The sequence below is a fragment of the Secundilactobacillus silagincola genome, assembly GCF_002583405.1.
In the GTDB taxonomy this organism is placed as follows: Bacteria; Bacillota; Bacilli; order Lactobacillales; family Lactobacillaceae; genus Secundilactobacillus; species Secundilactobacillus silagincola.
Genome location: NZ_BCMJ01000003.1, coordinates 358,527 through 381,298 on the forward strand (window position 1 = coordinate 358,527; position 22,772 = coordinate 381,298).

Here is a 22,772-nt window from a genome sequence, read left to right on the forward strand (position 1 = left end):
TCAAAAAGCCCTAGTGAAATATCAACTCGTTAAATTTAATGTTATTTGCCATAATACTCCCCCTCTTCTCCATCATTGTACTGGCATAAAAGCTATAAGTAAAGGACATTAACCGATTTAATCTCTCTATTTTTTTAAATTATTGCAAAAAAATGAGAGAGTCATTTCCTTGAAAAATCAAGTAGCCGTTATTAATCAAAAAAAGCGAAAGCGCCTTGATCCAAGTCATCACTGACTGAGATTCAAGGCACTTTCGCCTAATACGAACAATGTTTAAATTCTTATCGTTTTACTCATCTTACTCCAAGAAATCCTTCAGTTGCTTTGAACGTGATGGGTGACGAAGCTTGCGTAAGGCTTTGGCTTCGATTTGACGAATCCGTTCACGGGTAACACCGAAGACTTTACCGACTTCTTCCAAAGTACGGGTCCGACCATCATCCAAACCGAAACGAAGACGCAGCACGTTTTCTTCCCGGTCAGTCAGGGTATCCAAGACACTTTCGAGCTGTTCTTTCAACAGTTCGTAAGCAGCATGGTCAGCTGGACTGGTAGCATCGTCATCTTCAATAAAGTCACCCAGGTGAGAGTCGTCCTCTTCACCGATTGGGGTTTCCAGAGAAACGGGTTCTTGCGCGATCTTCAAGATCTCACGAACCTTTTCCGTTGGCATATCCATTTCAGCACCAATTTCTTCAGGCGTAGGTTCACGACCTAAGTCTTGCAGTAATTGACGTTGGATCCGGATCAACTTGTTGATGGTTTCAACCATGTGAACTGGGATCCGAATCGTCCGGGCTTGGTCAGCGATGGCACGTGTGATGGCCTGACGAATCCACCAAGTGGCGTAAGTTGAGAACTTAAACCCTTTACGGTAATCAAACTTCTCAACGGCCTTCATGAGACCCATGTTACCTTCTTGGATCAGATCCAAGAACTGCATGCCACGACCGACATAACGCTTAGCGATGGAAACCACCAAACGCAGGTTAGCTTCGGCTAATTCTTGTTTGGCTTCTTCGTCGCCCTGTTCGATCCGTAACGCTAAGGCAACTTCTTCGTCGGCAGTTAACAGTTTAACACGACCGATTTCCTTCAAGTACATCCGCACTGGATCGTTGATCTTCACGCCAGATGGTGCAGAAGTATCCTTTAATTCACTAGCACTGACTTTCTTGGCAGCTTTAACGGCACGTGAATCTGGATCACCGTTTTCGTCAACGACACTGATACCAGCATCTTCGACCTTTTCCAGTAAACCGTCCATCTTTTTGGCACTTAAGCCAAATGGTGAGGCAATTCGATCTGAAAGTTCATCATAGGTGACTTGACCCTTTTTCTTGAAGTCTTTTACCAGGTCCTTAACGGCTTTATCGTAACCTTTTTGATCAAACGCCTTGCTTGTCGTCTTGCTGCTTTTCTTTGTTTCTTTTGCCATTAGAAAGCCCCCTAAGCTTGTTTTTGAGACTGCTTTTGTTGTTGTAGCTTAATATACTCGATCACAAGTTGACGAACGCGGTCGTTATCGCCCAACCGCCGTGCTTCTTGTAATGCCTGTTCTGTTTCGCCAATTTTTTGGGTTAGCGGCGCGACATTCATGATCAACTGAATATAATCATCGATCTCGCCCTCGCTAGTTGATTCATTTAACTGCATTGATTCAATATCGATCACCAGGTTTTGTAAATGATCATCGTGGATAAAATCAACAAACTGTGCTGGCGCGTAACTCTGGTGGGACTCAAAGTACCCTTGTGCCAGGGTGTAGACCAGCTGATAATCATCGTCAACAAAATTAAATTGCGGTATTCCGGTCACCCGCAGCCACACATCGTGGTCGTGGAGCATCCGGTACAGCAACGCCCGTTCAGCTTTTTCCACCGGCGTTCGCTTAACCACTTGCTGTTGTTGCGTCTGTGGCTGGCTTTGACCGGTATTAACTGCTGGTCGTGCTGGCCGTTCAGGCGCCTGCTTGGCTGGTTTCACCATGGCTAATTGCTGGCGCAGGCTACTCTTATCCAGCTGAAAACTATCGGCCAGCTGGGTCAGATAGACGTCTTGCTCAACTGGCGACTTCACTGTTGCGAGGATAGCCAAGATATCATTCAAGTATTGAAGCCTGCCAGTATCCGTATCGACATCGTACTGGGTCTTCAAATACCGCATCTCAAAGGCCACTGGTGTTTCGCGAGCGGATTCCAACGCGCTGGCTAGCTTCGCCTCACCGTACTTTTGCCGGTATTCATCGGGATCCATTCCCTCAGGCATCTGAATGACGCCTAACGTTAAACTGGAATTATCACGTAAAATGGATAGCGCCCGTTGCGTTGCCTTTTGACCTGGCGTATCACCGTCATAGCAAACGTAGACTTGCTTGGTGATCCGCTGAATGGCGTAAATCTGCTCTTCCGTTAGACTAGTTCCCATGGAGGCCACACCATTATCTACACCCGATTGATGGGCGGACATGACGTCCATGAACCCTTCAAACAAGATCAGGTTACCCTGCTTGCGCACGGCTCCCCGCGCCAGATCGAAATTAAACAGTACCTTCCGTTTATTAAACAATTCGGTTTCTGGACTGTTTAAATACTTGGGTTGATCTGGCATTTGTTTCAACATCCGGCCAGAAAAGGCAATCTCCTGGCCTGACTGGTTGCGGATGGGATACATGATGCGGTCCACAAACCGATCACGTAGTTCACCATCCTGATTTTCAATGAACAAACCGGAATGCCGCAAAGTCTGATAATCGATCTTGCGGGTTTCAAAGAACGGCTTCAGTAGTTGTTTGCTGGGGGCATAACCCAGACCGTAATCCGAAATCGTCTGATCAGTCAACCCGCGCTGATGCAAGTAATCCAACGCTGGCTGGCCCATTTCCGTGTTCATCAAAATATGCGAATAAAGTTTTGTTGCATCTTGGTGCAGCTTGATCAGCTGATTAGTCGGTGACTGCGGATCACCGTGCTGACCGGCACCGGTTGCTGCGTTGACGATCTGCTCGTCAAGTGAAACGTGCGAAAATTCAGCAACTTTCACCACTGCTTCTTGGAAGCTGAGATTTTCCAGCTCCATCAGAAACTTAAAGACGTTACCGCCCCGACCGCAACTGAAACAGTGAAAAATTTGCTTGTCTTCAGTGACCGAAAAAGAAGGTGTCCGTTCTTCATGAAACGGACACAGCCCAAAGAAATTCTTCCCTTGCTTTTGCAATTGGACATATTGACTAATAAAATCCACGATATCAGTTGCATCGCGGACTTGTTCAATTACCTGTTCGGGTATTCTCGCCAACGGCGCAACCCCCTTCATTTAACAACCAAATCACCTATCAAAACATCGAAAGTAACATGCGGATACATTGTCAAAACAGATTCATATTCATTATTAATTTTTCTTTTTTTGCAATCTACCGCGTACGTAGTTATATCATATCAAGTAAAGGCTATATGTGCAACTAAAACACCTTCATATGTAGTCAATCAAAAAATAACCTTTTGCTTGATTACACGAACGTATGTTTGTATAATGATGATAACTTTAAAAAGGTGGTGTTGAGATTGACCAAATTCATCAATTTAACAGGCGTACTGGGTGCTGAACACAAAGTGATCAAGCAGGTTCCCACGATGTTGTACATTCCCATCATAACAGTTGACGGGCAAACATTACACTGTCTTGTGGTGCAACACGCCCTAGATTTCCTGTATCGTGCTCGTGCAGGCGCTAAGGTTGCCGTTTATGGTCACTATAATCAGCGCCATCAGTTCGTGATCAATAAGTATTTTATTCAAGCCCAAGTGTCGTGAGTTATTTTGGTTCTCAGCTGAACTTTTACAAATCAAGATTAGAGAATAATTAAAAAACACCTTGACATTTCATTTTCTCAAGTCGATAATGATTCACTATTAGCTGTCACCCAGTGAGATGAAGCTAAACTACATACTAAAGTCTGTCTAACTGACGGACTAACCAAAGGACTGAGAATAATGATTTCACAAAGTGGACCACAACGCTACATATCAGACAATAAGGCTTATGACGAATTACCAGGGTTCATGGCCAAGTTAAAGGTGAGAACAGTCTTATTTCTTCACGGCGAGAAATCATTAGCTGCAGCTCAACCGTATTTGCCAGCATGGCCCGACGACGTTAAGGTCGTTGACGTGCCATTTGGCGGTGAATGTTCATTTGAAGAAATTGACCGAGTGAGTCAGATTGCTGACGACAACAACGTCGACATGGTGATTGGCCTTGGCGGTGGGAAAGTCTTGGATACGTCTAAGAGTGTCACAACCGGTACTCACCGTTACCTAGTTTTGATTCCAACGCTAGCAAGCAACTGTTCGCCATGGTCAGCCATTTCCGTGCATTACAAGGAAAACGGCGAACACATTAACCATAATATTTACTTGGAAACCGCTAATTTGATGCTACTGAACCCCAAGGTTATTTTGAACTCACCAATCGAGTACTTCGTGGCTGGTATTGGTGATACCTTGGCTAAGTTCTACGAATCCGAGTTGATTTTCCAGCAATTACCAGAAGATCAGTACACCGTAGCGCTAACCATTTCTCGTCAAATGGCTAACAACTGCAAGGATGTTCTCCTGAAAAACTCCATCGGTGCCGTGGCGGACATGAAGGCCGGCCGCTTAACTCCACGCTGGCGTCAGATTGCTGAAACCATCATCGTGATGGCCGGAACTGTTGGTGGCTGGGGCGACGACTACGGCCGTGCCTCTGGCGCCCACGCCATTCACGATGCCTTGACTATTTTCCCAGCAACTGCCCCACATCTACACGGCGCTAAAGTTGCCTACGGGATCTTAGTTCTACTGGCTATTGAAGGTAAAACTGACAACATCAGAGACTTGCTTCCTTTCTACCATGAGCTTGGTCTGCCAACTAACTTGGAAGACTTGAACCTTGGTGGCATCTCCGACAGCGACATCGAAAAGATCGCCACTGCCGCGGCGGATCCAAGCACGCAAATGCACTTCGTTCCAACTAAGGAACCGGTCACAGCTGAGGTTGTTAAGGATGCCATCTTGACAGTCGAAGATATCACAGCTTTTGTTGAAGAATAAATGTTTAAAATATGAGTTCTAAATAAAGCAGCACGATAATTTTCTAAGTTGGGAAACTGTCGTGCTGCTTTACTTATGTCAGCTTAAATGACTATTTTTAAATTAGCCCCTTTAATTACATCATTTAGCCGTAAATTTGTTTAATTTAAGTTACTATATGCTTACACTCTTACAATGTAGAATATAGGACGGTGACAGACGAAAAATCATGAGGTGATGCCATGATAATCATGACGAGGACCAAACGGATTGGAAGTTTGTCTGTTGATAGAGATTGGTCTGTTTTTCTTGAAAGCTGTGTGGGTTTGTACCTGCGCAACACTGCTAGTCAAACGGGCAACCCGATTGGTGAAAGCCACCCGGAAATTTCTGAAGACACTAAAAAGCCGCCCAAAGTAACTTTGGCCAGTTAACGGCGACTTTTTAGATCTTCTAAATTGTTGTTGTAACTTTAGGTGAAGTCACTGTTCTACTTCTACCACGCCTTGATTATATCATGAGGCGTGGTATTTTTGTAGTTTGGTGATTTAAATCCGTTAAATTAATTACCACGATTTAGGACATTCCTTAACTACGTCCCACTTTGGCAAAATCCTTTTAAACTGTGGGTAAACGGGACTTCGCATGATACAACTTTAAATGTTGCCTAACCCACACCGCAGCGGTTGGGAGGTGGTTCCGTTGTTTAGCGCAAAAAAAGAGCCTTAGCAGCCACCACTGCTAAGGCTCTTGGTGTTCCGTTGTTTAGCTTTTACAACTCTATTATATCATCTTTCCCATCCATAGCAAGCATCTCCGACTAACCCGAATCATTCACGACAATACTAGAACTAGCACTATTCAATTCACCGGTAACGTACTTCACTTCTAACTAAAAGCTTCCTATTATATTATATTTGATAATCACCCACCAACTCAGAACGTTCAATGGTCATACCACCAAGCGTTAATGATGGCACTAAAAAAGAGCCTTAGCAGCCACCACCGCTGAGACTCTCTCATTCCTATAAGATCACACCTATTGCTTTTCCTTCACTGAATGCTTAAAGTACCGCGCTTCAGCTTCTTTTCGCAACTTCACTGCTTCATTGAAGTCGTAAGTTGCATGATTCAATACATATCTGCCATGGAACATCAGCCGGGCAACGAAACAGTGCGATTGTTTGTCATAAGAAACACCGATGACGCCGGTGCGGTTACGCTTCCCCTTATATAAGCTGGAGTAGCCGATGCCGTCTTCGTTCTTTAACGAATTTCCCTGATTCGCGATGAACGAAGGATTGCACTTGGCTGCTTTACTGGATATTTCCCGGCGTAAACACCCGCAGCTGCGCGTGATTCCATGTCGCAGTGCGTAGCCGTCTGCTTCCACGTAATTGCCACAATCGCAAAGGCACTTCCAGCGGGCGTTACCATTATTTGTCTTACTTTTAGCTCTACCAAGTACCAATAAGCGACCAAACCTTTGATTCGTGATGTCAATTAGTCTGCTCATACTTCATCATGTCCCCTCATGATTAGATTTACATCCTCAAAATCTGATACCTACATACTCTCAGTTGCGCGTTGCCGCAACCTTGCTTAGCGACTGAATATATTGGTCAAACGGCACTTGTTCTTTAACCCAAGGAGCGTCCGGATTCTGGTCCGTCAGCTTGAGGTGATCCACCAGCGCCTGAACGTTTGACCAAATATCAGCGTTGTGCTGTACCAGTAACCAGAAAGCCTGATCCACCCGAGAACGCTCAATATCAGGTACTTGCTTGATTAGAGTATAGTACCGCACGCAAGCTTTGGCGAATTCGTCGCTGTAGATCTTCGGGTCGATCATCCGCAAGGTTTCGAAATACTGACTCAGCATGGTGATCTGCTCAACGGAAACCGTCGACGGCATCGGTGCCATCACTTCGGACCGGATATCACGGCTCATAAACTGCGCGTAGGCAATCTCGTTAACTTCAATGTCCGATCGCGACAGACTGTTAACTAGTCGGCTGTAAAATTCATCCGAGTACTTCCCGGAAACTTGCCAGTGCACGCGATACTGGTTTAGGAAACTACGCTTGAACCAGCGTCCCCGCGCCGTCATGAAGTCGCGGCCCACTTTGTATTCGGTGGTTCGTGTCCGGGTCATGTCCTGTTCCAGCACAAGCCCAGTCAGCACGTCCGCGGCAGGATTCTGGTCGGCCATGGTACTAAACGTCTGGATCACGCTGGTCTGGTTCAGCAACCCATCCGGCCCCATGAACATCACGAAGTCACCGGTGGCAGCCGCCACGCCTTGTTCAAAAGCTTCTTCCCACGACAAAACGTTATCAGGATTTTCATAGCGGATATCGATATTTTTGAATAATCTAAACTGATCAACATCTCGTAACCGATACTGGCCGTTATCTACCAAAATCACCTCAACGTCACGGAAATCAATCCCCATTTGATTGTTGATCGATGATAGCGGAATCGCTAAATCATCTTCCCGTGCATCGTTGACCGCAATAATAATACTGATTCGTTTTGCCATAGTCTTCTCCTCCTTGTATTTTTACTATGTATGAGAAGACGGCGTCATCGTCGTCTTCCCTATAAGAAAGGCCGCATCATCGCGGGGGACATTGCGACATGCAGCCTCTCTCACTATGAATCCGAGCTAGTAGTCATGGGGGTTAAATTGGAAATGACTAGTAGAGGGACTCATGATCATTATCGTCGCTATCATGACGCTTACGACGAGTGATGCCGTAAGCTAAGGTAGCTTCCATAATAGTCATGCCGACACCCAGCATTACAAGTGCTGAAGTCGATGTTTCATTGGTCTGTGGCAAAGTACCTTGAGCCGCAGCCTTACCGTTACCAGTTGTAACACCATTACCATTGGTAGCATCAACAGCAGTTCCACCTGCGACAGCTTCGTGGATCGTTGAAGCACCGCCGTTACCAGCTTCGCTTGTTGGAACCATGCCGCCTTCAGTATCAGTAGCAGTTGCACCACCAGCTTCGGTAACCAGACCGTTGTCACCACCTGGAGTCGTGGTTACACCAGTGCCACCATCAACACCAGTTGAAGTACCAGTGTCACCATCAGTACCAGTAGAGGTGCCTGTGCCATTACCATTACCAGTATTGCCGCCTGGAACAGCTGTACCAGTAATAGTAGAAGTCGTGGTTTGAGTAGTAGTACCACCATTGCCACCTGGATTGGTTGTGTTGGTAGTTGTACCACCGTTACCACCTGGGGTAGTCGTGTTGGTGTTTGTACCACCATTACCACCTGGAGTGGTCGTGTTGGTATTAGTACCGCCGTTACCACCTGGAGTGGTTGTGTTGGTATTAGTACCGCCGTTGCCACCTGGAGTGGTTGTGTTGGTATCGGTACCGCCATTGCCACCTGGATTGGTGTTGGTATTGGTATCGGTACCGCCATTGCCACCAGGATTGGTGTTGGTATTGGTATTAGTGTTGACATTGCTGTTACCACCACCAGTTGGAGTAGTAGTTGAGCCAGTGTTGTTGTCACCAGTTGTCTTACCACCGTTGTCGCCACTAGGAGCTGGATAAGCCGTAGTAGTCGTCGTGGTCTTGGTCGTAGTCGAACCATCCGGGTTAGGAGTAGTTTCGATAGTCACAATCTTGACAACTTTCTGACCATTTGGACCAGTAGTCGTGGTCTTATCAGTTTCAGTGGTTGAACCATCAAGGTTAGTGGTGACAGTCTTTTCAGTCGTAGTGCTGTTAGTAGTCGTAGTATTCGTAGTCGTTGAACTGTTCGTACCTTGACCATTATCAGTACCAGCGCCTGTACCACTGCCGTTGTTCTGGTTGTTGGTGTTGGTGATGTTGACACCGCTGCCATTACCAGTGCCGGTGCTTGTACCAGTGCCATTGTCAGTTTCTTTACCAGTACCGCTGCCATTAGTCGTACCACCGTCGTTTGGTACAACGATTGAACCAGCGTTGCTGCCGTCTGGGTAAGTGAAGTAGTAAGTGGTCGTGCCGGCTTCTTTATTAACGATTGTCTTTGAAGGATCAATCTGAGGAGTCTGACCATCTTTGCCGTCCTTACCGTCAACACCATTCTTACCATCTTTAATGACGTAGTTGGTCCCGTTCAATACGAGTGTCCAGCCATCGACATTGCCGTCAGCATCGTAGTGTGGCTTGATAGTTGGCGTAGCACCGTCCTTAGGCGCATCCACAGTACCAACAGATACCTTTTCACCAGCATCGTTAGTGTAGTAGAAGTTGTAAGCGACAGTGTTGCCGTCAGCATCTTTGACAGGTTCAACATTAGGCGTCTTGCCATTGACACCATCCTTAGGTGCCTTGACAGTACCAACAGTGGTCTCCTTGCCGCTTTCATCGGTGACGTAGAATTCGTAAGAAGTCGTTCCGTCGTCGTTCTTGACAGCTTTGACTTGAGGCGTTTGACCGTCCTTGCCATCTTTGCCTTTATCAACGGTAACCTTTGAACCGTCACTGAAGGTGATAACCGTGTTGCCATCTGCATCAGGAGCATAACTCTCAACGGAGATGTCCTTACCGTCTTTACCATCTTTGCCGTCTTGACCGTTCTTCACGATGTAGTTGTGACCATCTAACGTGAAGGTCCAGCCATCAACAACGCCGTTAGCATCGTAGTAAGGAGCAACCGCTGGGGTCTCGCCATCCTTGCCGTCTGTACCGTTCTTAGGTGCATCTACTGTACCAAGCAAGACTTTTTGACCCTTGTCGTTGGTGTAGTAGAATTCGTAGCTAACTGTGTTGCCGTCAGCATCCTTGACTGGTTGAACAGAAGGTGTTTCGCCATCTTTACCGTCCTTAGGAGCAGTGACATTGCCGACAGTCTTAGTTGAGCCATCTGGGTTAGTGACGTAGAACTCGTAGTGAGTGACGCCATCTTGACCAACGACTGCTTTGACTTCAGGCGTTTGACCGTCTTTGCCATCTTTACCCTTATCGATCGTAACTTTGTTGCCATCGCTGAATTCAACAACTGTGTTGCCATCTGGGTCCTTAGTTGTGCTCGTAACGGTAATGTCTTTAGGTCCATCGACCGTACCCATGTTCTTTTCAGAGCCATCTGGGTTGGTGATGTAGAACTCGTATGACTTCGAACCATCAGAGTTGGTGATTTCCTTAACCTGTGGTGTTTGACCATCCTTAGGTGCAGGAACATTACCAAGATCCTTGGTAGAACCATCAGGGTTAGTGATGTAGAACTCGTATGAAGTTGAGCCGTCTGGGTTCGTAACAGTCTTAACCTGCGGCGTCTGACCATCCTTGCCGTCTTTACCATCTTTACCATTCTTAACGGTGTAATCTTTACCGTCAATGGTGAAGATGTAGCCGTCAACGTTGCCATCAGTATCCTTGGTTTCAGTAACCTTTGGCGTCTCGCCGTCCTTAGGTGCGGGTACCGTACCAACAGTCTTGACAGAGCCATCTGGATTAGTGATGTAGAATTCGTAAGACTTCGAACCATCATTATTCGTGACTTCCTTGACTGAAGGTGTTTGAGCATCCTTACCATCTTTAGGAGCAGCAACCGTGCCAATCGTCTTGGTAGAGCCGTCTGGGTTCGTAATGTAGAACTCGTATGACGTTGTACCGTCCGCGTTTGGAACAGCCTTAACTTCCGGTGTTGGTGCGTCCTTGCCATCAGTACCCTTAGGGATTGTGACCGTTGAATCGTCACTGAAGGTTACGACGATGTTGCCCTTAGCATCAGTGTCCGTGCTCTTAACGGAAATGTCTTTACCGTCTTGACCATTCGTCACGGTGTAATCGTGATCGCCAATGGTGAAGGTGTAACCGTCAACCTTGCCATCAGTACCAGTGTGCGGTTTAACCGTTGGAGTCTCGCCATCTTTAGGTGCAGGTGTCGTACCAACAGTCTTGACAGAGCCATCTGGGTTAGTGATGTAGAACTCGTATGACTTCGAGCCATCTTCATTAGTGACTTCCTTAACTGAAGGAGTTTGAGCGTCTTTACCATCTTTAGGTGCGTCAACAGTACCAAGGTCAGTTTCTTTGCCGTTTTGATCAGTGGTGTAGAAGACGTATGAGGTCTTGCCATCTTGGCCGACAACAGCTTTAACTTGAGGAGTCTCACCTGCTTCGCCTTGATCACCTTTGTCGCCTTTATCACCCTTAGCACCTTTATCAACAGTGACAGTTGAGCCATCACTGAAGGTAACAACAGTGTTGCCATCCTTATCAGTGGTGTAACCTTTAACGGTCAAATCTTTACCGTTCTTAACAAGGTAATCGTGACCATCGATGGTAAATGTGTAACCATCAACGTTACCACCAGCATCAGTATGTGGTGTTACCTTAGGTGTTTCACCATCTTTAGGTGCGGGAACGTTACCCATATCAGTGGTTGAACCATCAGGGTTGGTGATGTAGAACTCGAATGACTTCGTACCATCAGGATTAGTAACTTCCTTAACCTGTGGTGTCTGTCCGTCCTTACCATTAGTCCCGTTGATACCATCCTTAGGTGCAGTAACCGTACCAATCGTCTTAGTAGAACCGTCTGGGTTAACAACATAGAACTCGTATGAATTCGTTCCGTCTTCACCCTTGACAGCTCTAACTTGAGGTGTTGGTGCATCCTTACCATCAGTCCCGTTAGTACCATTAGTACCATCTTTACCTTTGTAAACGGTAATGGTTGAACCATCGCTGAAGGTAACGACTGTGTTGCCATCTTTATCAGGAATCTGGCTCTTGATGGTCAATGCTGCGCCATCTTTACCATTCAAAACAGTGTAATCAACGCCGTTCAGAGTGTAGGTAAAGCCATCAGTCTTTCCATCATCACCAGTGTGTGGTTTAACCGTTGGGGTTTCGCCATCTTTACCATTCTTAGGTGCTGGAACCGTACCAACGATCTTGTCGTCAGTGCCGTCGCCCTTTGGACCTGGAATGAAGAATTCGTATGATGTGACGTTACCATCGTTATCCTTAACTGGTTTAACTTGTGGCGTTTGACCATCCTTACCGTCTTTACCATCTACACCGTTCTTAGGTGCTGGAACTGTACCAACGATCTGATCGTCAGTGCCGTCACCCTTTGGACCTGGAACATAGAACTGGTATGAAACAGCGTTGCCATCTTTATCAAGAACTGGTTTAACGGTTGGTGTTTGACCATCTTTACCATTTTCGATGTTGATCTTTTGTGGTGCATCAGTAGAACCTGGTGTGGTGATGGTGATCGTAGTACCGATAACCGTCTTACCGTCAGTAGCCAATTCAGGTGTAGTGGTAATCACTGGTGTAACACCGTCTTTACCATTGGTTCCATTTGTGATAGTGCCAACAGTCTTGCCATCTTCAGTGATGGTGTAACCAGTGACCTTACCCTCTTTATCCTTGATTTCAGTAAATTCAGGTGTTGTACCATTTTTACCATTAGTGATGGTACCAACTGGCTTGCCGTCAAGCGTGATGTTGTAGCTAGTATTGCCATCTTTATCAGTAACTGGTGTCAATACTGGTGAAGAACCTGGATCACCCTTATCACCCTTATCACCTTTTTCACCATTCAAAACAGTGTAGTCAACACCGTTGAGAGTGAAGGTGTAACCGTCTTGTTTACCATCAGTACCATTGTGTGGTTTAACGGTTGGTGTTTCTCCATCCTTAGGTGCATCCACTTTACCAACTGAGACTTTTTCACCCTTATCGTTGGTGTAGTAGAAGTTGTAGCCGATTGTCTTATCAGTGTTTGAATCCTTGATAGGTTCAACCGATGGCGTTTGACCATTAGTACCATCCTTAGGTGCGTCAATCGTACCTACAGGGATATCATCAGTGCCATCGCCCTTAGGACCCTTGACATAGAATACCAGTGACTTGGTACCATCTGGGTTAGTAACTTCCTTAACCGTTGGTGTTTGACCATCTTTACCATTAGCTACTTCAACAACTTGTTTATCATCGGAACCTGGCGTAGTGATGGTGATCGTAGTACCAATAACCGTCTTACCGTCAGTAGCCAATTCAGGTGTAGTGGTAATGACTGGTGTCTTGCCATCAACACCATTCTTGATGCTGCCGACCGTCTTACCATCAACAACGATATCGTATCCGGTTACATTTCCTTGATCGTCTTTAGTTTCATTAAAGATAGGTGTTGAACCATCTTTAGGATTGTTGAGCGAACCAGCTGGCTTACCATCAATTGTGATGGTGTAGCTAGTTACGTTGCCATCTTTATCAGTTACTGGTGTCAATACTGGTGAAGCACCATCTTTACCATTCAAGATGGTATCGCCATCTTTACCATCAATTACAAGGGTGACACCGATTTGCTTGCCGTTAGCGTCAAGAGCTGGCTTAGTCGTGACAGTAGAACCATCTGTACCATTCTTGAGTTCACCGGCTGGCGTACCGTTGATGGTAATTGAGTAGCCAGTAACGTTACCAGCATCGTCCTTTTCAGGCGTCAGTACAGGCGTTGAGCCGTCTTTACCATTAGTAACGTTGATGGTTTGCACGTCCTTAGAACCTGGTGTGGTGATGGTAATAGTTGTGCCAGTAACCTTGCCGTCAGCATCCGTTGTCGGCGTTTGGGTAATGACTGGTGTAGCACCGTCTTTACCATTGGTGATGGAACCAACCTTGTTGTTATCAACCAGAATGTCGTAGCCAGTGACGTTACCGTCAGTGTCCTTGACTGGGTTGAATTGAGGTGTTGAACCATCCTTTAACTGACCGACAGTCTTATCACCGATCTTAATGGTGTAAGTACCAGTTGGTTTACCGCTACCGTCGACATCTGCTGTAATGACTGGTGAATCACCCTGAGGACCTTGGGCACCTGTATCACCCTTGGCACCATTCAGGATAGTACCAGAGTCTTTGCCATCGATAACAAGCGTAAGGCCGACTTGACTCTTACCATCAGCACTCATTAATGGCTTAGTGGTTACAACTGAACCATCTTTACCATTGGTGACAGTGCCAACAGTCTTGTCACCAATCGTAATGGTGTAGCCGGTAACCTTGTCACCATCTTTAACTTCGGTGAACTGAGGTGTGGATCCGTCTTTACCATTAGTGACAGTTCCAACAGTCTTGTCACCGAGAGTAATGTTGTAGCCAGTAACGTTGCCCTTATCATCCTTAACAGGTGTGAAGACTGGTGAAATACCATCGGTACCGTTCAAAATAGTATCTTCATCCATACCGTTGATAACCAGTGTGGTTCCGATTCTTATTGGGTCGCCGTTGATGTCTTTGTCTTTGCCATATGCTGGCTTGGTAGTAACCATCGGAGTGGCACCATCTTTACCGTTGTTGACTTCACCGACCTTGGTATTATTCAGCATAATATCGTAGCCGTTGTCAGTCTTAACAAAGTTTGGCGTAGCACCGTCTTTACCGTTTGTAACAGTAACCGGCTTGCCATCGTCACCAGTAATGATGAATCCAGTTGGGTTACCATCTTTATCAGTCGTTGGTGTGATTGTTGGAGTCTTACCAGCTTCACCTTGTGGTCCTCGATCACCATTCATAACAGTACCAGAATCTTTACCATCGATGACCAGAGTGACACCAGTTTGTTTCTTAGTATCAGGATCAATGATTGGTTTAGTGGTGATAACTGAACCAGGCTTACCATCGGCACCATTAGTAATCGTAACAGTTTGAGCTGGTTGATCTGAACCTGGAGTCGAGATGGTCAGCGTGTTGCTAATAGTCTTATCACCATCTTTGTTAGGCGTTACGGTAACGACTGGAGTAACACCATCTTTACCATTAGTGATAGTTGCAACGTCTTTGCCACCAAATGAGATTGTGTAACTCTTACCGTCTTGTGAAGATGTAACAGTTGGTGTAGCACCGTCATAGATGTAGGAAATGGTATCCGGATCGCCATTCGCATGGGTAACCGTAACTTTAACACCGCTTACACCTGGCTCATCAGTTTTCGTTACCCGTTCGCTGGTAATCGTGTCACCAGTATTTGGAACTGGCAATGTGCTGACATCAGTATCATCAGTACCATCGCCCTTTGGACCTGGAACGTAGAAGACCAAAGCTGGTTTCCCGTCCTTATCCGTACCAGACTTAACTGAAAGAGGCGTGCCGTTCTTGCCATCAACACCATTCTTAACAGTGAATGAACCAGCTGGTTGACCATTAACAGTCATGTTGTAGGTGGTTGTACCGTCGCCGTTATCAACACCCTTTGGATCAACGACTGGTGTAGCACCATCTTTACCATTCCAAATCGTTTGGGTAGTATCAGGAGTACCATCACCATGTTTGATGGTCAATAATGTACCACCGTTTGGATGGTCAGCATCGGCATCAACTGGTGTTGCTGTGATTGTGTCACCATCCTTAGGTGCTGGAATCTCGCTAATAACCTTATCATCAGTACCATCGCCCTTTGGACCTGGAACAAAGTAAACTAACGTCTTGTTGCCATTAATATCCTGACCGTACTTCACTCGAGGTGTCTGTCCATTAGTACCATCTTTACCATTCTTAACGGTAAATGAACCAGTTGGTTTGCCATCAACAGTTAACTGGTACGTGGTCGTGCCATCACCGTTATCTTTACCAGCATCAACGGTTGGTGTAGCACCATCTTTACCATTCCAAATCGTTTGGGTAGTATCGGCAGAACCGTCACCATGTTTAATAGTAATCAGTGTTCCACCATTAGGATGATCAGCATCGCCATCAACTGAACTTGTGGTGATCGTGTCGCCGTCCTTTGGTGCAGGAATGTTACCTAAGTCTTGTTCAGGTGTGTCGCCGTCAGCTGGAATAAAGAAGGTCAATACTGGCTTACCATCCTCTGTTCCAGGCTTAACACTTGGCGTTTTACCATCCTTACCATTTTCACCATCGTACAGGTAAGTGATGGTTGGGTCGCCCGTAGCGTGGGTAACGGTGATTTTAACGCCACCGACACCTTGAACATCAGTCTCCTTAACCCGGTCTGCGGTAATCGTGTCACCGGCACCTGGCATTGGAACTGTACCAAGGTCGTGTTCAGGAACATCGTTGCCATCAGCATCTTTACCAGCAGGAATATAAAGGATTAAATTGCCGCCCTCTTCTTTGATAGAAGGGTCGCCGTTGGTGTTGCTGCTACCATCCGTACCATTCTTAATAGTGAAGTCTTTCGACGTTGGTGTACCATCTTCAGCATAACTGGTAATGGTAATCTTTTCGCCAGTAACCTTATTGGCATCACTTGGATCATCTTTAATATCCGTCTGCGTAATAGTTGGTGCGTTCAAGACAACGAAGTCTTTGGTGATTTCTTTACCATCCTTGTCAACCGTGTGAGTGTCAACACTGACGGTCGTACCAATAACTGTCTTACCATCCTTGGACATCTTAGGAGCCGTTGTAATCGTTGGTGTAATACCATCCTTAGGAATCGGGATCGTCCCAACTGATTGATGATCGCCATTAGGCCCAGTAACGTAGAAACTGTATACTTTCTTGGTAGGGTCATTAGGATTATTAGGATCCTGAATAGTTTCAATTTGTGGTGAAACCCCATCAGAAACAGTGACTTCACCCACTTTAGCTCCCGCTGGAATATCCGTTGCAGTCAGCGCAGTTTCACCCTTTGCAGGTGTAAGTTCATCACCAGTGTAGAAGTAAGTGGTGTGTTGAGCTGGAGTACCCTTAGTAGCATCTCCCGGTGTCGTAACTGTAAATGAATGGATGGCTTCTGGTGTAGGTTCTTCAACCGTACCGATTGAATTATGCTCACCATTAGGTCCAGTCAGATAGAAGCTGTAAACCTTCTTGGTAGGATCATTAGGATTCGTAATGGTTTCAACCTTTGGTGTTTGACCTGCTGCACCATCTTTAGTCTCCACATCCCCAATGATTGGGTTCTTAGCATTTTGAACATCCTCATAAGTTGCTGGAGAATCAGCAGTAACATCTGACCCATCTGCATGCTTTGTTGGTACATCACCCGTGTAGAAGTAAGTGGTGTGCGTACCAGTCTTAGTATCATCGACAGTAACTGAGTGAATGGTTGGTGATTTTGTTGGCATGGTGATCTTCGTACCAGTACCTGCTCCGTTCACTGTAAGTTCAAATTGACCGCCACCATCGTCTTTCAGATCCAGTTTTGGCATGTTACCAGCTGGTGCATCTGGAATATCAACTTCCGTCTTATTGCCGGCAGCACCATTATCCTTGTTTCCATCAGCGTAGATGAAGATTGGTGTATAACCATTACCGGTCTTATTATCAGGATTATCCTTATCAACATGTTTACCAGCTTCAAATACTGGTGTCTTACCTGCTGGCATTTTGACCGCACTACCACTAGGTTGACCGTTAACCGTGAGCGTAAAGGTACCATCATGATTATCTTGCGTACCTACCAGTGGATCATCAACTGTAACGTGACCAACTTCTGTATCTTGGTTCTTTTCAATATCAGCTTGTGTCAACTGAGTACCTTGAGCAGGATCTGGAATCTTGGTACCAGTATAGAAGTAAGTCGTGTGACTTGCTGGTGTATCAGTAGTGGCTGGTGTATCCACATTAAATGAAAAGATTTGTGGAGCATCTTTGCCATTCTTAACTGTGATTGAACCGCCATCTTTGGTGCCATCAATCGTAACCTTATACGTTGTGGTACCATCTTTATTGTCAGTACCATTAGGATCAACTTTAATATCCGGTGTAGAACCATCGTTTGCAGTGATCTTCCCGATTTCTGCACCGTCTGGAATATCAGCATCAGTAAGTGGCTTATCATCATTGACTGGTGTCCCGTCCTTGTGAGTCGTCGGTACATCACCCGTGTAGAAGTAAGTGGTGTGCGTACCCTTGGCAGCATCGTCAACTGTAACAGAATGAACTGGAGTTGCTGATGCGTCATATACATAGATAGGATCACCAACAGCTTTGTTATTGCTATCTAAAATAGTAACCTTAATACCACTAACTCCTGGCTTATCGGTAGTTGCAGAGCGTTCAGCGGTAATCGTATTACCATTCTTTGGAATATCAACACTACCAGCTGGAGTTTTACTATTATCTTTACCAACATAGTAGAAATCAATCTTATTAGGATCATTTGGATCAGTTTCAGCAGTCATATTCCCGGCACTGCCATCAACACCGTTCGTAACGACAACACTGCTAATCGTATCGCCATCCGGAATGTCTGTGTTATCAACTTTTCCATCCTTGTTAGTATCAGTAACCTTAGGACCCTTGTAGAAGTAAATCGTGTTGGTCGTGGCACCGGTATTAGCATCTGTACCAGGAACCGTCAATGATTGAATATCACCGGCACTTGGCGCATACGTTACCGTAGTCTCCAAATCTTGAGGGTTGCCTTCAACATCCAAAGGTACGTTTTGGTCATCGACCATTGCGTTATCAGGTGTGTAGCCAGCAACTGTAGGTGATGCAAGTGATGTAAAGATCTTCTTAACATCAGTATCAGCAGTCCCTTTGCCATCTTCGGAAGAACCCGTAACAGCATATGATACAGTCTTCAGAACATTGTCTTGATCATCCTTAATAACCTTTGGTGTCAACGTCAAAGTTTGAACAGCATCAGGAGCAACCGTAACGCTCTTAGTAGTACCATCTGATTGCACTTCATCCTTCACATAGTGAATCGTCCGTTTAACTGTGACTGGTGTACCATCGACTGTGTTGCCCGCATTCAGACCTGGTTTAGCAGTGTAGATGATCCAAATATCTTGACCATCCGTACTGTACTGAGTATCTGAACCAGATTTATCAGGCATCGTATCGTACAAACCACCATTAGGATCAGCAGTTGCGTAGTAGTACAACGTGCTGGTATCTAATGTACCATTGGCATCGTCAAGCTTCGTCGTACCATCAACTGCCTTACCAGGTGTTGTAGCTGGAATGGTGAGCTGACTAGTGTAATTATCACCGGCATCGCCAGAAATCGTTACAGATGGTAGGACTTCAGTTCCACCCACTTGCTGGTAAACATAATGCACGGTAGCGGTTTCTTTTTCTGGTGCATACGTAACCGCACGATCAATCTCAATCGGCGAGTTATCCGCATCTTTAGCAATCTTCAGCGGAACATCAACGTTAGCTGCCTTCTGATCATCCGTCAGCGTAGCACCAGTTGCGGTGTTAGCAAATGATTCCGTGTAGCCGGGCTGCTTTTGCAGTTCATTCGTGGTGAGCTTTGCGACGTTGATCGTATCAGTCCTATCAGAAACGTTACCGTCAGTACCAACCTTTGCAGCACCATTAACGTTCGTCGTCCATGGACTGTAAGTAATCGTTGCTTCTGGCTTACCATCTGTATAAGAAACCGTTACGGTACGATAAAGATCGTAATCCTTCAGTTCTTCCTTAGTACCATCGCCAACTGGATCGCCGTATGTGACGTATTCAGTGACTACCTTAGTCAGCGCGTTGCGACTGGTTTGATCCGTATCGCCAGGATTGTCTGGAGTATACGTGGTGTTAGTCTTACGCAGATAAGTGTAGAATTCTGCAGGTGTCGTAGCGTCATATTTTTTACCAGTAAAATCAGCTTTTTGTACCGCGACATAACCGTCTTTAGCGTAATCATATAGCTTGGCACCATCAGTTGTAATTAGATCGTCAGTTTTGCCGTCTAACGGTACTGTAGCAACCTGATTACCATCGTTAGGCACAAAGTCTGAAGTTTTCTTGCTGTTGGAAACATCGATATAATGAATTTCAGCACCGGCTGACTTAGTCACACTCAACGTGATGGTTACTGTTTGATTTGCTTTACCTGCGAGGTCCTTAACGTCAACGCTGCCGTCAACAGTAACCGCACTAGCAGCGACACTAGCATTAACTGGTGTGTCAGTGGCTTTTGAAGCACTTAAAACAACACCTTGACCAGCAGCGTCAGTAGCAGTTGCCTGGTGGTTTTCTGGAATAGCAAATGTACCTGAATCACCGTAACCATCGGCAAGTAGTTTCGCAGCATCAGCATCGTTATCTGGGTTGGTATCAGTCATATCATCCATATAGGTCTTAGCGTTAGCTGCGCTGTCAAATGCTAACCACGTGTTGCTTGGTGTAACCTTACCACTGCCATCTGTCGCAACCGTATTTGTTGTTTGCTTTACCCAGTAAAGGGTTTGTGTAAGCGTATTCTTTGTTTGATTAAGCAGATCAGACCCGTCACCTGTAAACGTAAATGTCCGTGTTGACTGGTGCTTTGCATCGCTAGGATCAGTAGTATCAAATGCTGTCTTCTTAACCAGGTAAACATACCCATCTACATTGTGATTATCAAGCTGATCCTGTGTAAAGTTACCACTTGGCAGATCTTGTTGAACAACAACATAGTTAGGATAATCCTTTAAAACAGTATCTTCATTTGTATAGGAGATTGGATCGCCAACTTTTGTACCAATTGGCACTGGATCGGTTGTTAATACATTCGTAGTTTTACCCGTTGAATCCTTTGTAATATCACTCGGGGCAAATCCTGATGTCTTACCACCATCAAATGCTTTAGTCACATCAACATAACTGACTTCACCAGCATTCAATGTTGGATCATTAACCGTGTAAGTTACATCCAGCATAGGAAGTTTGGAAGCAGCATCGTAGTCCAAATGACCTGTGACTTTACCATCTGAGTCGGCAACGACATCACTATTCGGATAAAGGCTATTAATATCTAGTGGAGTATCAACGACATATTCATTAGCACCACTTGGCGCACCAACAGAGACCCCGGTATAGGTATACTTAGTCCCTTTTGTGTTCTTTGTCGTAGATACCGGTTTACCGTCTGAACCAGGTATGTCGGAAGTGACGGACTGCCCACTTTCAAGATTCGATAGCCAAGTCTTAGCATCACTATTATCAATCGTAAAAGGCGTAACTGCTTTTGTGATTGCTCCGCCAGGGGTGTCAGGTGTAACTGTCAGGGAAGCATCCACTTTCTTATTTGCCAATAAGTGACCGGCTTGATCTACAATAGATACATTCACGATTGAGTTGAGTTTATTATCAGCGTCTACTGGTATCCAGAACTGAGTCGTTTCATGTGTTGTTGGATCGACACCAGAGAAATAAACGGTTTGGTTATTTGCCTTTGCATAGGACAGAATACTGTACAACTTATCACGTTCAGAATCAGTCATATGGTAATAACCTGGCTGAGATGTTACACTTCCAGAATCCTTGGACACGTAATCAGAGGTTTTACCGCTTAGCAGAATATGCTGACTATAATCACTGCCCGTTCCAGAATCTATATCAGTTGATGGTACCATTGCGACTGCCCACGTTGCGTCAACATGTCGTTGATTGTATACCCATACTTCCGCATTTGGAAACATAGTCAAAGATGAGCCATCAGAAGAGTTGGTTTGCGCAGCTCTTGATATCATCATCTGCATTCCACCGTCGGCAGTCGAAAGGGAGTTTTGAAAAATCAATGGGTTTGTCCACTGCGCAGTAATAATGCTACTAATGTTGCCGCCGGCACTAGTGTCATAATTTAAAGTAACGGTACTGTTATTACCGACAATATTTTTATCATTTTTAAGAGTATCTGGATTTGAACTGTCATCGTCGGTCCAGTCCGCATAGGCTTTAAGTTTGTTTACCTGATCTTGAGTAAGTGAATACCCGTCTGCAAGTTCCACATCAACCGTATTGGACGCTGCGTCATACGTTGCAGTTCCTTCTTTAGGTGTTAACCCAATTTGATCCCCAACAGATGTTCCATCAGGGAAAATAGTAGCGGGAATAGTGCTAGTAGTATCCGTAGTAGCAGGATTAGTGCCTGTTGCAGTAGTATCCGTTCCGTCTGGATTGGTTGGATCTGAAGCCGTAATCACCTGGGCTTTGCCAGTCTTGGCAAATTCAGCAGCTGCGGCTTTCTTTGCGGCATCAACTTGTGCAAGATCAGCGCTGCCTAAATCTGTCTTTTGAATATCAGCATCAGCACTCTTGGCTGAAGCATCAGTCTTAGTATCCGTTGCGGATTGCTGTGCGTTTGCGTCAACAGTCTTGGTACTATCAGTAGTAGGTGCCTGTGCTGCATCCGTCTCGGTTGTTGGAGCAGCGGCCTTAGTATCCGTTGCAGCAGCCTTAGCAGCGGTTGGGGCAGCGGTCTTAGTATCTGTCGCTGTTGATGCAGCAGTCTTTGAACTATCTGCGGTAGCTGCCTTAGTCGCTGTCTGTGCTGCAGCCTTACTATCAGTAGTAGGAGTTGCAGTACCTTGAGTCGTTGTTGCTTGAGCGGTACTGTCAGCTGAAGTACTCTTTACGGCTGTCCCCTGTTGAGTCTGGGTTGTAGCTGGAGTACTGGTCGCAGTACTTGTATTGTGTAACGTGACCTGCTTAGGCGCGGTCACTGATTGATCGATGGTAGCGACATTGCTGTCACTACCATCGGTTGCTGTTGTATCCGCTTTAACTTCTTGCGGTAAAGCAAACGCCGAGATACCAAATGTCAGCGTTGCCATTCCAGCAACTAGCCAACGTGTTCCCGCCTTATAGAGCTTATAACGTACTTTTCGCTCGGCAGTATCACGTTGGAGCTTGTTCCGATTGAACTTATACTTTTCCAATGAAATTTCCCCCCTCGTAAATTTTACGGTGTACCGTTTAGGGTACACCCCAAAAAGTATAAAATTTGAACTGAGGCAGTTTGTCTCAGTTCATTTTTTA

The 22,772-nt window shown here is 45.6% G+C and carries 8 protein-coding genes; 3 read left to right on the forward strand and 5 right to left on the reverse strand.

Translation table 11 applies throughout. The features are described from left to right. Window positions 1–298: 298 nt before the first annotated feature. Together rpoD and dnaG are read right to left on the reverse strand one after the other, a co-directional pair. Window positions 299–1,438 (reverse strand): RNA polymerase sigma factor RpoD, encoded by a 1,140-nt coding sequence (rpoD, locus tag CES82_RS05570; protein WP_098824323.1) that lies wholly within the window; start codon window positions 1,436–1,438, stop codon window positions 299–301. Between the two features lie 11 nt (window positions 1,439–1,449). Then, window positions 1,450–3,297 (reverse strand): DNA primase, encoded by a 1,848-nt coding sequence (gene dnaG, locus CES82_RS05575; protein ID WP_225364847.1) that lies wholly within the window; start codon window positions 3,295–3,297, stop codon window positions 1,450–1,452. Between the two features lie 266 nt (window positions 3,298–3,563). Between dnaG and CES82_RS05580 the strand changes: the two genes are divergently transcribed. The 3 genes from CES82_RS05580 to CES82_RS05590 all read left to right on the forward strand — a co-directional run bounded on the left by CES82_RS05580 (window position 3,564) and on the right by CES82_RS05590 (window position 5,506). Then, the gene (locus CES82_RS05580; protein ID WP_098824325.1) at window positions 3,564–3,812 is read left to right on the forward strand and encodes a hypothetical protein; all 249 of its coding nucleotides are present in this window, start codon (window positions 3,564–3,566) and stop codon (window positions 3,810–3,812) included. A gap of 180 nt (window positions 3,813–3,992) precedes the next feature. Then, window positions 3,993–5,093: an iron-containing alcohol dehydrogenase family protein gene (locus tag CES82_RS05585; protein WP_098824326.1), complete on the forward strand. Its 1,101-nt coding sequence runs from the start codon at window positions 3,993–3,995 to the stop codon at window positions 5,091–5,093. A gap of 221 nt (window positions 5,094–5,314) precedes the next feature. Further along, on the forward strand, window positions 5,315–5,506 hold the full coding sequence (locus CES82_RS05590) for a hypothetical protein (protein WP_098824327.1): 192 nt from the start codon (window positions 5,315–5,317) through the stop codon (window positions 5,504–5,506). Window positions 5,507–6,111: 605 nt separating this feature from the next. On the opposite strand, the gene CES82_RS05595 is transcribed toward CES82_RS05590, so the two are convergent. From CES82_RS05595 to CES82_RS05605, 3 genes are all read right to left on the reverse strand, one after another. Further along, the gene (locus CES82_RS05595; protein WP_098824328.1) at window positions 6,112–6,588 is read right to left on the reverse strand and encodes an AP2 domain-containing protein; all 477 of its coding nucleotides are present in this window, start codon (window positions 6,586–6,588) and stop codon (window positions 6,112–6,114) included. Between the two features lie 60 nt (window positions 6,589–6,648). Continuing rightward, window positions 6,649–7,614 carry a glycosyltransferase family A protein gene (locus CES82_RS05600; RefSeq protein WP_098824329.1) on the reverse strand — a complete coding sequence of 322 codons (966 nt, stop codon included), beginning with the start codon at window positions 7,612–7,614 and terminating at the stop codon, window positions 6,649–6,651. Window positions 7,615–7,771: 157 nt separating this feature from the next. Next, window positions 7,772–22,672 carry a KxYKxGKxW signal peptide domain-containing protein gene (locus CES82_RS05605; RefSeq protein WP_143466286.1) on the reverse strand — a complete coding sequence of 4,967 codons (14,901 nt, stop codon included), beginning with the start codon at window positions 22,670–22,672 and terminating at the stop codon, window positions 7,772–7,774. Between the last annotated feature and the right edge of the window lie 100 nt (window positions 22,673–22,772).

Bases quoted from the DNA above. Each gene is read 5' to 3' on its own strand.
- rpoD (WP_098824323.1), bottom strand. From the start codon at position 1,438: ATGGCAAAAGAAACAAAGAAAAGCAGCAAGACGACAAGCAAGGCGTTT.
- CES82_RS05585 (WP_098824326.1), top strand. From the start codon at position 3,993: ATGATTTCACAAAGTGGACCACAACGCTACATATCAGACAATAAGGCT.
- CES82_RS05590 (WP_098824327.1), top strand. From the start codon at position 5,315: ATGATAATCATGACGAGGACCAAACGGATTGGAAGTTTGTCTGTTGAT.
- CES82_RS05595 (WP_098824328.1), bottom strand. From the start codon at position 6,588: ATGAGCAGACTAATTGACATCACGAATCAAAGGTTTGGTCGCTTATTG.
- CES82_RS05600 (WP_098824329.1), bottom strand. From the start codon at position 7,614: ATGGCAAAACGAATCAGTATTATTATTGCGGTCAACGATGCACGGGAA.